The 18,292-nt window shown below is 71.1% G+C and carries 10 protein-coding genes; all 10 read left to right on the top strand.

The genetic code is table 11. From position 1 onward, the window contains the following. The first annotated feature begins 21 nt into the window (after positions 1-21). The 10 genes from ACIPVN_RS07620 to ACIPVN_RS07575 are packed head-to-tail and all read left to right on the top strand — an operon-like array spanning position 22 to position 18,254. The gene (locus ACIPVN_RS07620) at positions 22-6,111 is read left to right on the top strand and encodes an Ig-like domain-containing protein (RefSeq protein ID WP_400441587.1); all 6,090 of its coding nucleotides are present in this window, start codon (positions 22-24) and stop codon (positions 6,109-6,111) included. A gap of 58 nt (positions 6,112-6,169) precedes the next feature. After that, on the top strand, positions 6,170-7,141 hold the full coding sequence (locus tag ACIPVN_RS07615) for an AAA family ATPase (protein WP_400441585.1): 972 nt from the start codon (positions 6,170-6,172) through the stop codon (positions 7,139-7,141). Further along, positions 7,141-8,403 (top strand): DUF58 domain-containing protein, encoded by a 1,263-nt coding sequence (locus ACIPVN_RS07610; RefSeq protein ID WP_400441582.1) that lies wholly within the window; start codon positions 7,141-7,143, stop codon positions 8,401-8,403. Before ACIPVN_RS07615 ends, ACIPVN_RS07610 begins: the two co-directional genes overlap by 1 nt. After that, positions 8,400-10,826: a transglutaminaseTgpA domain-containing protein gene (locus tag ACIPVN_RS07605; protein WP_400441579.1), complete on the top strand. Its 2,427-nt coding sequence runs from the start codon at positions 8,400-8,402 to the stop codon at positions 10,824-10,826. Before ACIPVN_RS07610 ends, ACIPVN_RS07605 begins: the two co-directional genes overlap by 4 nt. Beyond that, positions 10,823-12,181, top strand: coding sequence for an RDD family protein (locus ACIPVN_RS07600; RefSeq protein ID WP_400441577.1), 1,359 nt, complete (start codon positions 10,823-10,825; stop codon positions 12,179-12,181). The genes ACIPVN_RS07605 and ACIPVN_RS07600 overlap by 4 nt, the downstream gene beginning before the upstream one ends. Further along, on the top strand, positions 12,178-12,993 hold the full coding sequence (locus ACIPVN_RS07595; RefSeq protein ID WP_400441574.1) for a PP2C family protein-serine/threonine phosphatase: 816 nt from the start codon (positions 12,178-12,180) through the stop codon (positions 12,991-12,993). Before ACIPVN_RS07600 ends, ACIPVN_RS07595 begins: the two co-directional genes overlap by 4 nt. After that, positions 12,993-14,549, top strand: a complete 1,557-nt coding sequence (locus ACIPVN_RS07590; protein ID WP_400441570.1) for an FHA domain-containing protein — start codon at positions 12,993-12,995, stop codon at positions 14,547-14,549. Before ACIPVN_RS07595 ends, ACIPVN_RS07590 begins: the two co-directional genes overlap by 1 nt. Next, positions 14,546-16,177: a serine/threonine-protein kinase gene (locus ACIPVN_RS07585; RefSeq protein ID WP_400441567.1), complete on the top strand. Its 1,632-nt coding sequence runs from the start codon at positions 14,546-14,548 to the stop codon at positions 16,175-16,177. The genes ACIPVN_RS07590 and ACIPVN_RS07585 overlap by 4 nt, the downstream gene beginning before the upstream one ends. Further along, entirely contained in the window at positions 16,174-16,899 is a 726-nt protein-coding gene (locus ACIPVN_RS07580; protein ID WP_372491565.1) for a hypothetical protein, read from the top strand. Before ACIPVN_RS07585 ends, ACIPVN_RS07580 begins: the two co-directional genes overlap by 4 nt. Continuing rightward, positions 16,896-18,254 carry an RDD family protein gene (locus tag ACIPVN_RS07575; protein WP_400441564.1) on the top strand — a complete coding sequence of 453 codons (1,359 nt, stop codon included), beginning with the start codon at positions 16,896-16,898 and terminating at the stop codon, positions 18,252-18,254. The genes ACIPVN_RS07580 and ACIPVN_RS07575 overlap by 4 nt, the downstream gene beginning before the upstream one ends. Positions 18,255-18,292: the final 38 nt, after the last annotated feature.

Genomic DNA, 18,292 nt, shown 5'->3' with positions numbered 1-18,292 from the left:
GACCTGTGGGGGGAACACGGAATGAAGGCGCTGTCCTGGATGCGCGCGCGACCGAAGACGCTGGCGTCCGCCGCCGGCGTCACCGTCGGCGTGATCGCGATCACCACCATGGCCTTCACCTACGAGGGCTTCCCGACCACCAAGGTCGACCTGAACGACGGCGGTGTCTGGATCACCAAGACGTCGAGCCTGCTGGTCGGCCACTTCAACCACGAGTCCACGGTGCTCGACGGCGGTCTGCGCACGACCGGTGAGAACTACGACATCCTGCAGGATGCCACCAACATCCTCGTCGTCGACGAGAGTGCCTCCACGATGACCGCGGTCGATCCCGCCCGCGTCGCGCTCGGCGATTCGGCGGCGATCCCCGCCGCCTCCAAGGTCTCCCTCGGCAACCGCACCGCCGCGATCCTCGATCAGAAGACGGGCGAGCTGTGGGTCGTCCCCGTGCAGGGCGTGCCCGGATTCGAACCCGAGGTGCAGGACCCGGTCGCCGAACTCGGCGCCGACGCCGACGTCGTGGTCGGCAAGGACGGCACCGTCTACGGTCTCTCCGCCGAGCGGGGCGAGGTCGTCACGGTCCCCGTCGACGCCGAAGGCGAGGCGGGCGACCCCTCGGCCGCCTCCGTCGGCGAGATCGACACCTCGGCGCGGCCCACCATCACCGTCGTCGGCACGACACCGGTCGTGCTCGACGCCGCGGCCGGCATCGTCACCTCGCCGGGTGGCTTCCGCGCCGAGCTGCCGGGTGCGAACGAGGCGGTTCTGCAGACGGCATCCGCAGAGACGGATGCCGTCGCCATCGCCACCCCCGATGCCCTGGTGAGACTGCCCTTCGACGGCAGCGAGCCGAGCACGACCCAGGCCGGTGGCACCGGAACGCCCACCGCGCCGGTCTGGCTGCGCGGCTGCACGTACGGTGCCTGGGCGGGAACGGCGACGTTCATCCGTGAATGCCCCGGCAGTGCCAACGACGTCAACGCGACGGTCGAGGGTGCGTCAGACGTGCAGAGCCTCGTCTTCCGCGTGAACCGCGACGTCATCATCCTCAACGACGCCGTGGGCGGCGCGGCCTGGCTGGCCGACGAGAGCCTGCAGCGCGTAGACAACTGGAACGACCTCACCCCGCCCGAGGGCGAGACCGAGAACGAGGACGACTCCACCGAGGAGACCGTCGAGACGACCCTGCCCGAGCGCAAGGAGGAGAACACGCCTCCGATCGCCGAGGACGACTCATTCGGTGTGCGCCCCGGCGTGACGACCATGCTCCCGGTGCTCGACAACGACAACGACCCCGACGGCGACGTGCTGGTCGCGACACTGGCCGAGTCCCAGCCGTCGATCGGCGAGATCCAACAGGTGCAGAACGGCGGATCCCTGCAGATCGCGGTGGCCGGTGATGCGAAGGGCTCGACGACTTTCACCTACGAGGCCGACGACGGTCGAGGCGGCAAGGACACGGCGACCGTCACCCTCACGGTGTACGACGAGAGCATCAACACCGCTCCGGTGCCCAAGCGTAAGACGAGCCTGACGATCGAGACGGGCGGGACGGTCTCGTACAACATCCTCCCGGACTGGATCGATCCCGAAGGCGACGACGTCTACCTGAAGGACGTCGTTCCCGCGCCCGGTGACGAGGTCGACTTCAGCACCGACGGTCAGATCACCTACAAGGCCACCGCGAGCCTGCAGGGTCGCAAGGAGGTGCAGGTCACGGTCGCCGACGGATACGGCGAGAGCGCGACGGCATCCCTCACCCTCGATGTGCGCCCCGAGGGATCGACGAAGCCGAAGACCAACGCCGACCATGTCGTGACCCGCGTCGGCGAGCAGGTTACGATCGCCCCGCTCGCGAACGACACGAGCTCGGGCCGCGAGCCGCTGCGCCTCGGCCGCGTGAGCGAGGTGCCCGGCGCCACCGTGTTGCCCGACGCCCCGAACAAGACGTTCACCTTCACCGCGGACAAGGCCGATACCTATTACGTGCTGTACCTCGCGACCGCGGGCCCAGAGAACGGCGAGGGCATCGTGCGCGTCGACGTGCTCGAGGCGACCGAGACCGATCTGCCTCCGGTCGCCGTGCGCGACGTCGCGCTGCTGCCCACCGGTGGCGACGTGCTCGTGGGCGTGCTCGCCAACGACGTCGACCCCGCCGGCGGCATCCTCGTCGTGCAGTCGGTGTCGATCGAGGAGGACTCCGGCATCTCGGTGTCGGTCATCAATCACGAGACGCTGCGCATCACCGACCAGGGCGCGCTGACCGATCAGGCGCGCATCACCTATCGCATCTCGAACGGCTCGAAGTCGGCCGAGGGCGAGGTCGTGGTGATCCCGATCCCGGCACCCGACAAGTTACTCCAACCCGTCGTGAACGACGACACCGCGACGGTGCGCGCCGGTGACGTCGTCACGATCCCGGTGCTCGACAACGACACCCACCCGAACGACGACGTGCTGCACGTCGTGCCCGAGCTCGTCGAGCCTCTCGTCGATCCCGAGGACGGCGAGGCCTTCGTGTCGCAGGACACGGTGCGCTTCAAGGCCGGTCCGGTCGCGAAGACCGTCTATCTCACGTACGAAGCCGTCGATTCGCGTCAGCAGAAGGATGCCGGGTACGTCACCATCCAGATCCTGCCGGTCGACGAGGAGACGAACGCCGCTCCGCGTCCACAGGACCTCGTGGCGCGCGTGCTCGCGGGATCGACCGCCAACATCGCGGTACCGCTCGACGGCATCGATGCCGACGGCGACTCGGTCGAGTTGATCGACATCGCCTCGAACCCGACCAAGGGCCGCATCACCGAGACCGCGCAGAACTACTTCACCTACGAGGCCTTCGACGGCTCGGCCGGTGTCGACGTGTTCAAGTACCGCGTGCGCGACCGCCTCGGCAAGGAGGGCATCGCCACGATCCGCGTCGGCATCGCGCCGCCCGAGAAAGTCAATCAGGCGCCGTACGCGGTGAAGGATGCCGTCGTCGTACGGCCCGGTCGCGAGATCGCCGTTCCCGTGATGGAGAACGACTCCGATCCCGAGGGCGACAAGATCGTCCTGGTCGAAGACGGCCTGGAGGTGCCGACCGACACCGGTATCGAGGCGCGCGTCTCGGGAGACCGCGTGCTCGTGCAGGCGCCGGATCGTTCGCTCGAGACCTCTCTGCAGTACACGATCCGCGATACCCGGGGCGCGACCGCGACTGCCGCTCTGCAGATCACGGTCGACGACGACGTGCCCCTGCAGGCGCCGATCGCCCGCGATGACCGGGTGCGGCCCACCGACCTCACCGAGGGCACGATGGATGCCGACATCGACATCCTCGCCAACGACGAAGACCCCGACGGCACCACCGACCGGCTCGAGGTGACCCTCGGCGAGGGCGCGACTCAGCTCGATAACGGGATGGTGCGGGTCACCGTCACCGAGGAGCTCCAGCTCATCCGCTACACCCTCACCGACCAGGACGGCCTCGAGGCGTCGGCCTTCATCTTCGTGCCGGCCGAATCCGATCTGCGCCCGATCCTCGACTCCACCGAGCCGCTCGAGGTCATGAGCGGCGAGACGAAGGAAGTGCCGCTCGCCGACTACGTCACGGTCGCCGGCGGCGGCACGGCCCGCATCACCGAGCACGCCCGCGTGAGCGCCGTGCACGCGAACGGCGCCGACCTCGTGCAGGACGAGACGACGCTGGTCTACACCTCGGCCGACGGCTACTTCGGGCAGGACGCCCTCACCTTCGAGGTCACCGACGGCACCGGGCCCGACGACCCCGAGGGACGCAAGGCCACACTGAGCATCCCGATCAACGTGCTGCCGCCCGACAACCAGCAGCCGGAGTTCATCGGCACCGAGATGGTCGTCGCCGCGGGCGAGGACGCCGTGAGCCTCGACCTCGTGCCGCTGACGACCGACCCCGATCCCGAAGACGCCGGCGTGCACACGTACAAGTACGTCAGCGGTGCGGGCGACGGCATCAGCGCGCGAATCGACGGCCAGGAGCTGCTCGTCGAGGCGGGATCGGATGTCGCGAAGGGGACGGTCGCCTCCCTCAAGCTCGAGATCTCCGACGGCACGACCGAACCCGTCGAGGGTACGGTCACGGTGCGCGTGGGGGCATCGACCCGGCCGCTCCCGGCCGCGAACACCGACACGATCTCGGAGGCCGACCAGGGCAAGAGCATCACGGTGCCCGTGCTCGCGAACGACTTCAACCCGTTCCCCGAGACGCCGCTCAAGCTCCTGAACGCGTCGACCGAGTCGGGGTCGGGCGGTGCCGAAGTGCAGGGTGACGAGGTCGTGGTGACCCCCGCCGCGGACTTCGTCGGCACGATGGTCGTGCGCTACCGCATCCAGGACGCCACGAAGGATCCCGACCGCGAGGCCAACGGCCAGATCGTCGTGACGGTGCAGGGCGTGCCGGATGCCCCTGGCACCCCCACCGTGTCGAGCGTGCAGGATCGCACGGTCGTCGTCTCGTACGGCGCACCGTCGAACAACGGCGCCGAGATCACGAAGTACACGGTGCGCTCGGTGACGGGTAACCCGTACTCGAAGGAGTGCGGTTCGACGACCTGCACCCTCGACGGCCTCACCAACAACGTCGAGTACTCGTTCCAGGTCACGGCCACCAACCGCGTCGGCGAGTCCGAGCCGTCGGGCGGCTCGGCGATCGCGCGGCCGGACGCACGCCCCGACACACCCACCCCGCCGACGCTGAAGTTCGGTGACAAGTCCCTCGACGTGAGCTGGAAGACGCCCACCACCCCCGGGTCGCCGGTCGAGAGCTACACGCTCGAGATCTCGCCCGCGCCGCCGTCCGGCGTCACGCAGAAGCAGGTCACCGGCAACTCCATGACCTGGGAGGGCCTCGAGAACGGCGGCAACTACCAGGTGCGCGTTCAGGCCCACAACCGCGCGCCCGAGCCGTCGAGCTGGAGCGGATGGTCGGCATCCGAGATCCCGGCGGGCCCCCCGATGCCCGCCGCCGCGCCCAGGACCGCCGAGATCCAGGGCGTCGGCAACCAGGCGCAGATGCAGGTCTCGTGGGAGCCCGGCAGCGCCAACGGTGACGCGATCGACTCCTTCCAGCTCGAGGTGTGGGAGGGCAGCACCCTCCGAAACACCCTCACTCCGAACGCCGGAGCGCGCTCGCAGGCCGTCACCGTCGCGACGTCGGAGACGCCCTACACCTACCGCATCCGCGCGATCAACAAAGCGGGCTGGGGTGAGTGGAGCCCGATGTCGGCCCCGCGCCGTGGCGTGAACAAGCCCAGTGCGCCCTCGTTCTCGGCGGTCACCGACGGCGACCGGGCACTCACTCTCTCGTGGACGGCGGGTGCGCTCAACGGTGCGAAGAGCAGCGAGGTGCAGCACCAGTACTCGCTGAACGGCGGCGGCAGCTGGGCGGCGATCCCGGGCAACAACGTGATCTCCGGTCTCAACAACGGCACGACGTACAACGTCGTCCTACGGTCGGTCTCGACGGTCGACGGCACCACCTACGCCAGCGACGGCTCGGCCACGCGTTCGGGCCGCCCCTACGGCCCGCTCAGCCAACCCGGCCTCTCGACGCAGCAGAACGCCACCAGCGTGACGTTCTCGTGGAACGGCAACCAGTCGATGAACGGTCGCGACCTCCGATCCGTCGAGATCCGGATCGACGGCGGCGGATGGGAGGGCGTCGGAGCGACCGGCTCGCGAACGGTCGGCAACGGCTACAGCCAGCAGCACTCCATCACCGTGCGCGTGACCGACTCGGCAGGCCAGACCATCGAGCGTTCGGCCAACGAGACCTCCGGATCGAAGCCGCCGCCCAGGGCCTGGGTCACCTCGAGCGGTGACGCGAACGGCCAACCCAACTGCAACGACGGCACCTGCTCGTACTTCTACGTCACGATGCGCGACTTCCCGCCCAACAAGACGATGTACCTGCAGTGCGCGAGCAACGCGCCCGCCCCGTACGGCGGCACGTTCGGCGGCCGCAACGTCACGACCGACGGCAACGGCAACTACGAGGAGCGCATCGGCTGCTACCTCGGCATGCGCCGCGGCACGATCGAGGCCTGGGTCGTCATCGACGGCACGGCCTACGAGCACAGGACCTGGCAGTGATGCCGCACCACGCCCCCGCACGCGAAGACACCCCACGAGAACAGGGAACGACACACTCATGACCATGACTCCCGAGCAGGCCACCTGGTTCCAGGGGACGTTCCACCGTCTCGTCGAGAACGTCGACAAGGCGGTGCAGGGCAAGCAGGAGATCGTCGGCCTGGTGATCTCCGCGATGCTCGCCGAGGGGCACGTGCTGCTGGAGGATGCGCCGGGCACCGGCAAGACGAGCCTCGCGAAGGCCCTCGCCGCCACCGTGCAGGGCACCAGCGCGCGCATCCAGTTCACGCCCGATCTGCTGCCCTCCGACGTGACCGGCGTCACGATCTACGACCAGCAGCAGCACCGGTTCGAGTTCCACAAGGGCCCGATCTTCGCGTCGATCGTGCTCGCCGACGAGATCAACCGCGCCTCGCCGAAGACCCAGTCCGCCCTGCTCGAGGTCATGGAGGAGTCGCGCGTCACCGTCGACGGCGTCACGCACGAGACCGGACGCCCGTTCCTCGTGATCGCGACGCAGAACCCGATCGAGCAGGCCGGAACCTACAAGCTGCCCGAGGCCCAGCTCGACCGCTTCCTCATCAAGACGTCGATCGGCTACCCCGACCTCGCCGTCACCGAGAGCATCCTGGCGGGAGCATCCGACCGCAACCCCTCCGCCGGCCTCGCCGCGATCATCACCACCAGTGCGGTCGCCGACATGGCCGACCTCGCCTCCACGGTGCACGTCGAGCCCGCCGTGCTGCGGTACACCGCCGAGCTCGCCGAGGCGACCCGCACCGACTCGGCGACCCGTCTCGGGGTCTCGGTGCGCGGCGCGATCGCGATGATCCGCATCGCGAAGGTGTGGGCCGCCGCCCATGGTCGCCACTTCGTGCTGCCCGACGACATCAAGGCCCTCGCCCGCCCCGTCTGGCAGCACCGCATGCTGCTCGACGCCGAGGCCGAGTTCGCCGGCACGTCGAGCGAGACCGTGATCGCCCGGGTTCTCGACTCCGTGGCGGCCCCGCAGGCGCGAACGGCGGCCTGATGACCACGGAGGCCCTGCAGAGCACGCACCCCACGATCGACCGCGACGCCGGCTGGCGCGACATCGCGGCCGTCGTCGGTGTGCGGATGCTCGCGCGCCTCCGTCTCATCGCGCAGGCGGTGCGTCCGCTCGCGTGGGTGCTCATGGGCCTCGCCGTCGGATTCTGGATCCTCGGGCAGGTCGCCGGCTGGGCGGAGTTCACGATCACCGCCCTCGTCATCGCGATCGCCGTCGCGCTGTGCGCACTGTTCCTCATCGGCCGCACGGCCTACGACGTCTCGCTCGACCTCGCCCGCACCCGGGTCGTGGTGGGGGAGCGGGCGATCGGCGCCCTCACTCTCGCGAACCGCGGAACTCGCGCCATCCTGCCGTCGCGGGTCGTGCTTCCGGTCGGCTCGGGTCGAGGGGAGTTCGGCATCCAGCGCCTCGCCCCGGGTGCCGAGGCCGAGGAGCTCTTCGCGATCCCCACGCAGAAGCGCGGCGTCGTGAAGGTCGGTCCGGTGAGCGTCGTGCGCGGCGATCCCCTCGGTCTCTTCGAGCGCGCCCGGCGCAGCGACGAACCGGTCGATCTCTTCGTGCACCCGCGCACGATCCTCTTCGACGGCCAGTCCCTCGGATTCCTCCGCGATCTCGAGGGCATGCCGGCGACGGACCTGTCGCGCGACGACGTCTCGTTCCACGCCCTCCTCGAGTACCAGCCGGGGGACGACCTGCGTCACGTGCACTGGAAGTCGACCGCCCGCACCGGCACGATGATGGTGCGCCAGTACGAGGAGACCCGCCGTTCGCACTTCGTGATCGGCCTGTCGCGCTCGACCGGTGACTACGCCCGCGAGGAGGACTTCGAGCTCGCGATCTCGGCCGCCGGATCGATCGGCCTGCGCGCTCTGCGCGATTCGCAGCGCGTCGACATGCGGGTGCAGGGCCGGGAGCTGCCGTCGAGCACGGGAAAGCAGCTGCTCGACTCGCTCTCGGCCGTCGAGAACTCCAAGCCCCGCGAGGGCGGCATCGCCGAACTCGCCGGCGTTCTCGCGGCCAGCATGCCCCTCGCCAGCATCGTCGTGCTGGTGTGCGGATCCAAGGTGCGCGCCGAAGACCTGCGGCTCGCGTGCGCGCGGCTGCCCTTCGGGGCACGCGTGCTCGCGATCGTCACCGATTCCACGCTGTCCTCGCCCGAGCTGCGCCGCATCGGCGATGCCGACGTCGTGACGATCGGCGCGTTGGAGCAGATCCCCCTCGCCCTGCAGAAGGTGCTCGCATGACCGCGCCCGTGATCCCGGCCGCGCCCGAGACGCTGCCGCTGCGCCGCTGGATCCTCGATCTCGTCGCCACGGCGCTGCTCGTCGGCGCCATCCTCCTGGGCTTCTGGCCCACATTCGCCGGCGGCTCGTTCCTGTCCGCCGCGATCGGCGGGCTTCTCCTCGGCCTCGCGGTCGCCGGGGTCTCGGCCTGGCGGCGCTGGGGCATCCTGATCATCGCCGGCCTCACGATCGCCGTGTACTTCGTCTTCGGGGGCGCACTCGCGCTTCCCGGCACGACGATCGCCGGGTTCGTGCCGACGCTCGACACGCTCCTGATGCTCGCGCTGGGCGTGGTCACGTCGTGGAAGCAGATGCTCACGACCGTCGCGCCGGTGTCGGCCGCCGACGGCCACCTGCTCGTGCCGTTCCTGCTGGCGCTCGTCGCGTCGGTCGTGACGGCCTCCCTGGCGCTCAAGCTGTCGAACGTCGCGTGGGCGCTGATCCCCGCCGGCACGCTGCTCGTGCTGGTGATCGCGCTCGGCACCCCCGAGACCGCGTTCCCGCTCGTGCAGGGACTCGTGTTCGCGGTCGTGGCCATCGCCTGGATGGCGCTGCGTCAGCTGTGGGCCCCGCAGAACTCGGCGATCTCGGTGAGCGAGGTCGATCCCTCCCGTGCCGCGCACATGCGCCTGCGCCGGCTGCTGGCGGGCGCGGCCGTGCTCGCGATCGCTGCGGGCGCGGGCATCGCGTCGTCGGCCGTCGCCGCCCCCGCCGAGACCCGCCACGTGTTCCGCGACGTGATCATCCCGCCGTTCGACATCCGCGACTACCCGAGCCCGTTGCAGGCGTTCCGCAAGAACGTGCGCGACGAGAAGGTCAAGACGCTCTTCACGGTGCGCGGCCTGCCCGAGAAGGCGCGCATCCGGATCGCCGTCATGGACCAGTTCGACGGCATGGTCTACAACGTCACCGACGGAGGACCGGGGTCGTCGAGCGCGTTCACGCCGCTGCGCTCCGACATGTCGCCCGAGGCCGAGGGGATCCCGGTCACCCTGCAGGTCGAGATCGCCGAGTACAGCGGGGTGTGGGTGCCGGATGCCGGGGCCGTCTCCGAGATCGAGTACACGGGAGACCGCGCCGAAGAGCTGCGCCGCGGCACGTTCTACAACGCCGAGACCGGCACGGCGGTGGCGACGTCGCGCCTCTCGGCGGGAGACACGTACACCGTCGACACCGTGATCCCGAACGAGGTCGACGACGATCGGCTCGCCGAGGTCGCTTTCGGCAACGTCGCCCAGCCCAAGCAGAGCAACGTGCCCGAGGAGCTCACCTCGCTCGCCGCCGAGACGGTCGCGAAGGCCGAGTCGCCGATCGAGCAGGTGCGTGCGCTCGAGACGATGCTGGCCGACGGCGGGTTCTTCAGCCACGGCCTCGAGGGCGAGGTGATCTCTCGCGCCGGCCACACCGCGGAGCGCATCTCGACTCTCGTGGGCGGCGACCAGATGATCGGTGACGACGAGCAGTACGCGGTCGCCATGGCACTGCTCGCCCGCGAGGTCGGCATCCCCGCCCGCGTCGTGATGGGGTACTACCCCGATGAGGAAGACGCGAAGGCGGCCGAGTTCGCCGCCACCGGTGATGACGTGCATGCGTGGGTCGAGGTGAACTTCGAGGGCGTGGGGTGGCTGCCGTTCAACCCGACCCCTCCCGAGGACCAGGTGCCGAACGACCAGAACACCAAACCGCGGGTCGACCCCAAGCCGCAGGTCCTGCAGCCGCCGCCCCCGCCGCAGGAGCCGGTCGATCTTCCCCCGACTCTGCCCGACGACCGCAAGTCCGAGGACGAGACGCTCAACATCCTCGGCATCCTGGGTACGATCCTCGCGATCGGCGGGATCACGCTCGCGATCCTCGCCATCCTCGCTTCGCCGTTCATCGTGATCGGCGCGTGGAAGGCGGCCAAGCGCCGTGCGCGTCGCAGCGCCGCGCGCACCTCCGATCGCATCAGCGGCGGCTGGGACGAACTCACCGATCGCGCCACCGACTACGGCGCGCGGATCGCTCCGGGCGGCACGCGCGTCGAGGACGCCGCGACCGTCGTCGCCACGCTCGATGTGCCGAAGGCGGCCGCTCTGGCGCAGCGGGCGGATGCCGAGATCTTCGGCCCGACCGATCCGACGCCCGCCGACGTCGAGGCGTTCTGGAGCGAGGTCGACGACATCGTCGGCGGCCTGGGCAAGGAGGCCGGCTTCTGGCGGCGCTGGAAGGCGCGGGCGAATCTGCGCTCGCTCCTCGGCGGAACGGCTCTGTCGCACGGCTTCCAGAACCTGAAGGATGCCGCTGCCGCCCGTGTCGCCGACTCGGCGGACGCGCGCGCACGCCGCGAACCTGGCACCATCGAGAACAACGACCGCACTACCGCCCCCGAGAGCGAGAACCCATGACCCAGCTCCCCTTCGGGCAGATCGCCCCGATCTCCCGGCGCGCGGTCGCGTACCTCATCGACGCGCTGATCGCCGGCGGTCTGGCGATCGTACTCAGCGTCGTGCTCGGCATCGCCGCCGCGCTCTCGGGCGGACTCGAAGCGTCGCTGCTGACGGTGACCATCGGCGGGCCGCTCGTCGGGCTGGTGCTGCTGGGCTGGTTCGTCGTCTACACGAACATGCAGGCCGGTGCGGGGTCGATCGGCATGCGGGCACAGGGCCTGCGCCTCGTGTCGGAGACCGACGGGTCGCCGATCGGTTTCGGCCGCGCCCTCGTGCGCAACGTCATCTTCGGTCTCGCCGCCGGCATCGTCGTGGGGTATTTCACGCCGCTGTTCGACGGGTCGGGCCGCTTCCAGGGATGGCACGACAAGGTCGGCCGGTCGCTCATGCTCGACGCCCGAGCCGAGGGCGGGATCGTGCCGATCGCGGCGCCGGCGACCACGGCCGTTCCGACCATCGACACCGCGTCGCCGACGTACCCCGCATCGTCCGCTCCGGCGCAGCCGCCCGCGATCCCGGGCCTGCCCCACCCCGGATCGTACGGAGCCCCGCACGCCCCGACCCCGAACGCTCCGGTCTCGCCCTACGCGGCGCCGGCCGCTCCTGGTCAGCCACCCGCCGCTCCGCCCGCCGCGGTGGGGGGTCCGCAGGCCCCTCCGGCTCCGGCCGAGGCCTACGCGCCGTCGGCACCCGTGTTCTCCGCTCCGGCGACGCCGGCCGCGCCGATCGGCGGGGGCGGCGACCTGATCGCCTTCGTCCCCGGAGTGACGCAGGATGCTCCGCCGCGGCCGCCGCAGCCCTCGGCCCCGGCACCGGCCGCTCCCGAATCGGAGCCCGTCGCCCCGGCGCCGCCCGCGCCCCCGGCACCGGTCGCCGATCCCACGCTCGCCGCGCCCGCATCCGTCTCACCCCCCGCGCCGCCCGCGCCCGCCGCCCCGGCGCCCCTCGTCGACGACCCCGACGTCGAGTCGACCCGCATCAGCATCCCCGGGCACCGCCTCATCTTCACGTGGGACGACGGCACCCGCGTCTCGGTCTCGCGTCGCACCGTGTTCGGTCGCAATCCCGGCCCCGAGGAGGGAGCGGCGACCGTGGCCGTGCGCGACGAGACGCTCTCGCTCTCGAAGACCCACTTCGAGGCCGCCGCAGAGATCTCGGGCGGATGGGTACTCGACCGCCACTCGACCAACGGCACCACGATCGTGCGCGAGGGTCAGCGCATCGCCTGCCCGCCCGGGCAGCGCGTGCCGATTCGGCTCGGCGACGCGATCGAGATCGGCGACCGCATCGTCACGGTCGGAGGGTACGCATGAGGCCCGGACTGGTCGTCTCGTCGGGGGCGGCGACGCACGCGGGTCTGCGTCGACCGCTCAACGAGGACGCCTATCTCGCCACCTCGCCCGTGTTCGTCGTCGCCGACGGCATGGGCGGGCACGAGGCGGGGGAACGTGCGAGCGCGGCCGTCATCGCCGAGTTCGCCTTCTCGATCGGGCGCATGGCGCTCGAACTCGACGACGTGCGCCGAGCGTTGGCCACGGCGCGCGAGCGCGTCGAGGAGCTGTCGACCTCGGGAAACGGCCGTGCGGGCACGACTCTCAGCGGCGTCGTGATCGCCGATGTCGACGGCATGGGCTACTGGCTTGCGGTGAACATCGGCGACTCGCGCACCTATCGCTTCGCCGATCGCGAGCTCGAGCAGATCAGCGTCGACCACTCGGTCGTGCAAGAACTCATCGAGGCCGGCGAACTCACGCCGCAGGATGCGCTGACCGACCGTCGGCGCAACATCATCACCCGGGCGATCGGCGCCTCCAGCACCGGCGACGCGGATTACTGGATGTTCCCGGCCGAGCTGGGCGATCGGATGCTGGTGTGCTCCGACGGCCTCACCTCGGAGGTGTCGGATGAGCGCATCCGCCACATCCTCGGCACGACGCCCGATCCGCAACGGGCGGCCGACGCGCTCATCGAGGCGGCCGTGGCCGCCGGCGGACGCGACAACATCACCGTCATCGTCGCCGATGCGGTCTCCGTCGCCTCGCGGCCGGGCACCCTGCTCGCGACCGACGACGACATCGACATGAACACGCGTCCGCGTGAAGCCGCAGCAGGAGGGGGCCGCTGATGCAGACCATCTATCGCCCGGGCCAGTGGAATCTCATCGTGATCCCCGGCGCGCTCGTCGCGCTGCCGCCGGACGCCCCGACCGAGGTCGTGTCGACCCTGTGGGAGCGGCTCCCCGCGCACAAGACGCTGGCGACGGTGGTCGACGTGCTCACGACGCAGGCGGGCGGGTCGTTCACCGCGCTGCCGCCGTTCGTCGCGGCGGTCGCCGAGGGCGCCGATGTGCGCATCGCGCTGCGCGGCGGGGTCACCGCCCGTGTGACCGCGACCGATGGCGCCCACGAACTCTCCGGTGCCGAGGTGACGACGTGGAGCGAGCGCTTCGTCGGCGGAGCCTCGCGCATCGAGATCACGGTCGAGACCGTCGAGGGTGACGCGGGTCTGCCGGTGCATACCGGAATCGTGCGCGCGGCAGCCGTGAGCGCCGATCTCGAATCCGACGACGCCGCTCCGCTGGCGGGTGCGCTCGGGCCGGCGCCGGTCGTCGTCGCCACGCACGACGGTGCCTCGGCCACGGCGCTCGCCGCCGCCCCCGTGCCGCTCGCCCTGTTCGGAGGCGCGGCGCTCGGAGCGGATGCCGCCATCAGCGCCCCGCTCGTCGGCGCCGTTCCGGTACCCCCGGCCGTGTCGCCCCCGCCCGTGGCCGCGCCGTCGGTGGGGGTGACTCCGGTCGTACCGGCATCCGTCTCCTCCCCGCCTGCCGCCGCCGTGCCGATCATCCCCGCGCCGCCGGCAGAGGACGCGACGGACGCGACGGATGCGCTGGCCGCCCCGGAGGATGCCGCTCCCGAGCACGCCTCCCCCGACGACGATGCGCGCGAGGATGCGGCGCCCGAGGATGCGGCGCCCGAGGACGCTGCCCCCGAGTCGGCGGACGCCGGGTCCGCGGTCGACGCCGCCCCCGTGACCGAGGAGATCCCCGAACAGCGCGCCGAGTCCGGCCCGCTGCCCGTGATCGACGGTGTCACTCTGGTGCCCGCCGAAGACACGATCACGCCGGACGACGATGACATCTTCGACCAGCTCTTCGGGGCGACGGTGCACACCGCACCGGCACCCGCCGACGCTCCGCCGGTACCGCCGCTGCCCGCGCAGGGCGATCACGACGGTGCGACGATCTCGGCCGCCGAGCTGCGCGCCCTGCGCCAGCAGCCCGCCTCGGCCGACGAGACGCCGACCGCCGTGCTGCCCGTCGCCGGTGCAGCCGACGGTTCGACCGTCGGCCGTCTGCGGGTATCGAGTGGACAGGTCGTCGAGCTCGATCGCACCGTGATCATCGGGCGCCGTCCGCGCTCCACGCGGGCCAGCGGAGCGAGCCTCCCGCACCTGATCGCCGTCGAGAGCCCGCAGCAGGACATCTCCCGCAGCCACCTCGAGGTGCGCCCCGAGGGCGACACCGTGGTCGTGATCGACCTGCACACCACGAACGGATCGACGCTGCTGCGTCCAGGCGCCGACCCCGTGCGGCTGCACCCGGGCGAGCAGACGCTCGTGCTCACCGGCGACGTGGTCGACCTCGGCGACGGGATCACCGTCGCCTTCGAGGACCTGCCGTGAATCGTCGCCCCTCACCGCCGCCCGACCTTCCCGGCTTCACCTATGTGGAGCCGCTGGGCACCGGCGGCTTCGCCGACGTCTTCCTCTACGAGCAGGAGATGCCGCGGCGACGGGTCGCCGTGAAGGTGCTGCTCGCCGACCGCATCTCGAGTGGATCCGCCCAGGAGTTCGCCGACGAGGCCAACGTCATGGCGATGCTCTCGACGCACCCCGCGATCGTGACGATCTACCAGGCCGGTGTCGCGGGCGACGGCCGCCCGTACCTCGTCATGGAGTACTGCCCGCGTCCGAACCTGCAGCTGCGTGCCCGCAAGGAGCCGTTCTCGGTCGCCGAGGCGCTGCGCGTCGGCGTGCAGGTCGCCGGCGCCGTCGAGACGGCGCATCGCGCCGGGGTGCTGCACCGCGACATCAAGCCCGCGAACATCCTCGTCACCGAGTACAACCGCCCGGCCCTCACCGACTTCGGCATCGCGTCGACCACCGGTGCGACCACCGAGGCGTCCGGCATGTCGATCCCGTGGTCGCCGCCCGAGTCGTTCGCCGAGCCGCCCACGAGCGGCCCGCGCACCGACGTCTGGGCCCTCGGGGCGACGCTGTTCACGCTGCTCGCCGGGCGCTCGCCGTTCGAGCGCCCGGGCGAGCGCAATTCCAGCGCCGATCTCATCGAGCGCATCGAGCGCGCGGCACTGCCGCACCTCGGCCGGCCCGACTCCCCGGAGAGCCTCCAGCGGCTGCTCGAGCGGGCCATGGCGAAGAACCCCGACGACCGCTTCCCGAGCGCGGTCGCCTTCGCACGGGCGTTGCAGAAGGTGCAGATCGAGCTGTCGCACTCGGTCACCCCGATCGACATCGTCGACGAGCATCCGTCCGCCGAAGAACTCGAAGACGACGACGACGGTCTGACCCGGGTGCGCGAGGTCGTCAGCATCGACCCCGACATGGCGACCTCCACCCGCCCCTCGGCCACGACGCAGCGCCACACCCCGCCCCGCACGCCCGAGGTGCCCCGCTTCGACGCGCCGGTCGTGCCGTCGGCGTTCGAGCAGACGCAGCTTCGGCCCTCGGCCGCGCCGGTGCCCCCGCCCGTCCCCGACGACGAGCGCACCCTGCTGCGCGCGCCGCAGGTGGTCGCGCCCGAGGCCCCGGTGTTCGTCCCGGCACCGTCGGCAGCCGGTGCCCCGGCGGCTCCCGCGCCGGCGACGACGGATGCCCGGCGCTCGCGCGCGGGCCTCTGGATCGGTCTCGCCGCCGCAGCGGTGGTGCTCGTGATCGGCGGCATCGTCGGACTCAACCTGCTCGTCGCGGGCCTCGAACCCGAACCCGCCCCTCAGGCATCCGAAGACGCGCAGCCGCAGGATGTCGTGCCGGACGTGGTCCCCACGCTCGCCGCGCCGACGGGTACGCGCGAGGGCTCGACCGTCACGTTCACCTGGACGAACCCCTCTCCGCAGGAGGGCGACAGCTACCTCTGGCACCAGGTGCGCCTCGACGATGTCGGCGAGCAGAAGCAGACAGCCGAGACGACGGTGCAGGTCGAGAGCCCGGCGGGCGATATCGTGTGCATCGAAGTGATGCTTCGGCGCGAGGACGGAAGAGCCTCGGAGCCGGTACGGGGGTGCGTGGAGTGAGCGGTACGACCGGAGTGACCGTCGAGTTCGCCGGGGAATACTTCCCCATCGAGCGCGGGGGCCGATTCATCGTGGGCAGAGAAGGGGATCTCGAGCTCGACGACAATCTTTTCCTGCACCGGCATTTCCTCGAGATCACGGATGCCGACGGGCTGTGGTGGCTGTCGAACGTCGGCACGCGGCTGACGGCGACCGTGACCGATTCGGCCGGCGGGGTGCAGGCCTGGCTCGCGCCCGGCGCCCGACTGCCGCTGGTGTTCGAGAAGACCACGGTGGTCTTCAGCGCGGGGCCGACGACCTACGAGCTCACCCTGCACGCCGCGGAGCCCGCGTTCCGCGCGACCCGGCGCGACCACGATGACGGCGGTGCGTCGACCATCGGGGACGTGCCTCTGACCCTCAGCCAGAAGCTGCTGATCCTCGCCCTCGCCGAGCCGCAGCTGCGCCGTGACGGCACGGGCATGAGCGACATCCCCACATCGGTGAAGGCCGCCGAGCGGCTGGGCTGGACGGTCACCCGCTTCAACCGCAAGCTCGACAACGTGTGCGACAAGTTCGACCGCGTGGGCGTGCCCGGCATGCGCGGAGGGCAGCGCAGCTTCGCCACGAACCGCCGTGCCCGCCTGGTCGAGCACGTGATCGCCTCGCGTCTCGTCAGTCGCGAGGACCTTCCGCTGCTCGACATCTCGCACGCCGACGAGGTCGAAGGGGAGCAGGAGTGATCTGGGAGATCGACGACGGCACGTCCGTCGTCGAGGGTCTCGACGCGCACGGACGCCCCGACCCGGCGTACGCCGCGTCGCTGGGTCTGCTGCCCGCGCGCACGGGATCGCGTGTGCTCGCCTCGCTCCTCGAGTGGGCCGTGGCGGTGCTCGTCGCGCTCCCGGCTCTGATCGTGCTGACACCGGTCCTCGTCGACAGCGCCTCCGGCGGGTTCGACGTAGACGCGTTCTTCGCCCGCGGCGATCTCGTCTGGGTGATCGTCGCGGTGGCGGTCTCGCAGGTGCTGACCCTGGCCTACGTGATCGTGCAGCTGGTGCTGCACGGACGCAAGGGCGTGACGCTGGGCAAGGCCGTGTGCGGCATCCGTTCGGTGAACGTGCGCACCCTGGAGCGCCCGAAGTTCTGGCGCGGAGCCGTCGTGCGCTACCTCCTCGCCTACGCCTCGCTGATCGTGCCCGTGATCGGCCCGGTGCTCGTGATCGCCCTGTCGCCGCTCTTCGACATCGAACGCCGCGGGCGCGGGTGGCTCGACCTCGCCGCCGGCACCTGGTTCGTCGACGTGCGCCGGGGACTCAACCCCTACGACCAGAAGCGCATGCGCATCGCTCGCAAGAGCGTCAAGATCTCGGAGCACGAGGAGAAGGCGCCGCTGCCCTCGCTCGCGACCCCGATCGACCGAGACGCCCCCGCCGAGTACGTGCCGAGCGCGCGCCTCTCGGGTGGGGTCATCGGAGCGCACCGGTCGCAGACGCCCGCGGAGAAGACGGATGCTCAGGCTCCGGGCTTGATGGTCGCCACGGTGCCGCCGTCGCTCGCGACCGGCGCTCCTCCCGTGTTCCCGGTCGCTCCGGCCGCGGCTCCCGCTCCGGCCGTACCCTCACCCGCACCGCCCGCCTCGGTTCCCTCCGCAGCGGTCGTGTCGCCGCCCCAGGCCCCGGCGGCTCCGGCGCCGGCCGCCGTCTCGGATGCCGCGGCTCCCGCGCCATCCGCCCCCGCATCCGTTGCTCGGGCCGAGGTCGGCGACGGCATCCGCGCCGTGCTCGTGCTCGACTCGGGCGCGCGCGTCGAGGTGCGCGGAACCACCCTCTTCGGGCGATCACCCGCTGCTGCGGCCGGCGAGGGCGAAGCGCAGCTGATCCCCGTTCCCGACGAGACCCGCTCGGTCTCGAAGACCCACGTGGCCGTGATGCCCGCGCGCCGCGGCGTGTTCGTGGTCGACCGTGCGTCGACCAACGGGAGCGCGATCATCCGCGACGGAGCCGAGACGCCGCTCGTCGCCGGGCACCCCGCCGAACTGCGCACGGGTGACACCGTGCGTTTCGGAGACCGCACGATGCGGGTGGAGCAGGCATGACCGGGGCCGTGCGCCCCACCGCCGCAAGACGAGAGACG

It is taken from the genome of Microbacterium sp. NPDC090003, from assembly GCF_044748385.1.
Classification (GTDB): Bacteria; Actinomycetota; Actinomycetes; order Actinomycetales; family Microbacteriaceae; genus Microbacterium.
Note: the sequence above shows the minus strand (reverse complement) of the source record. Positions and strands in the feature narration are given on the sequence as shown.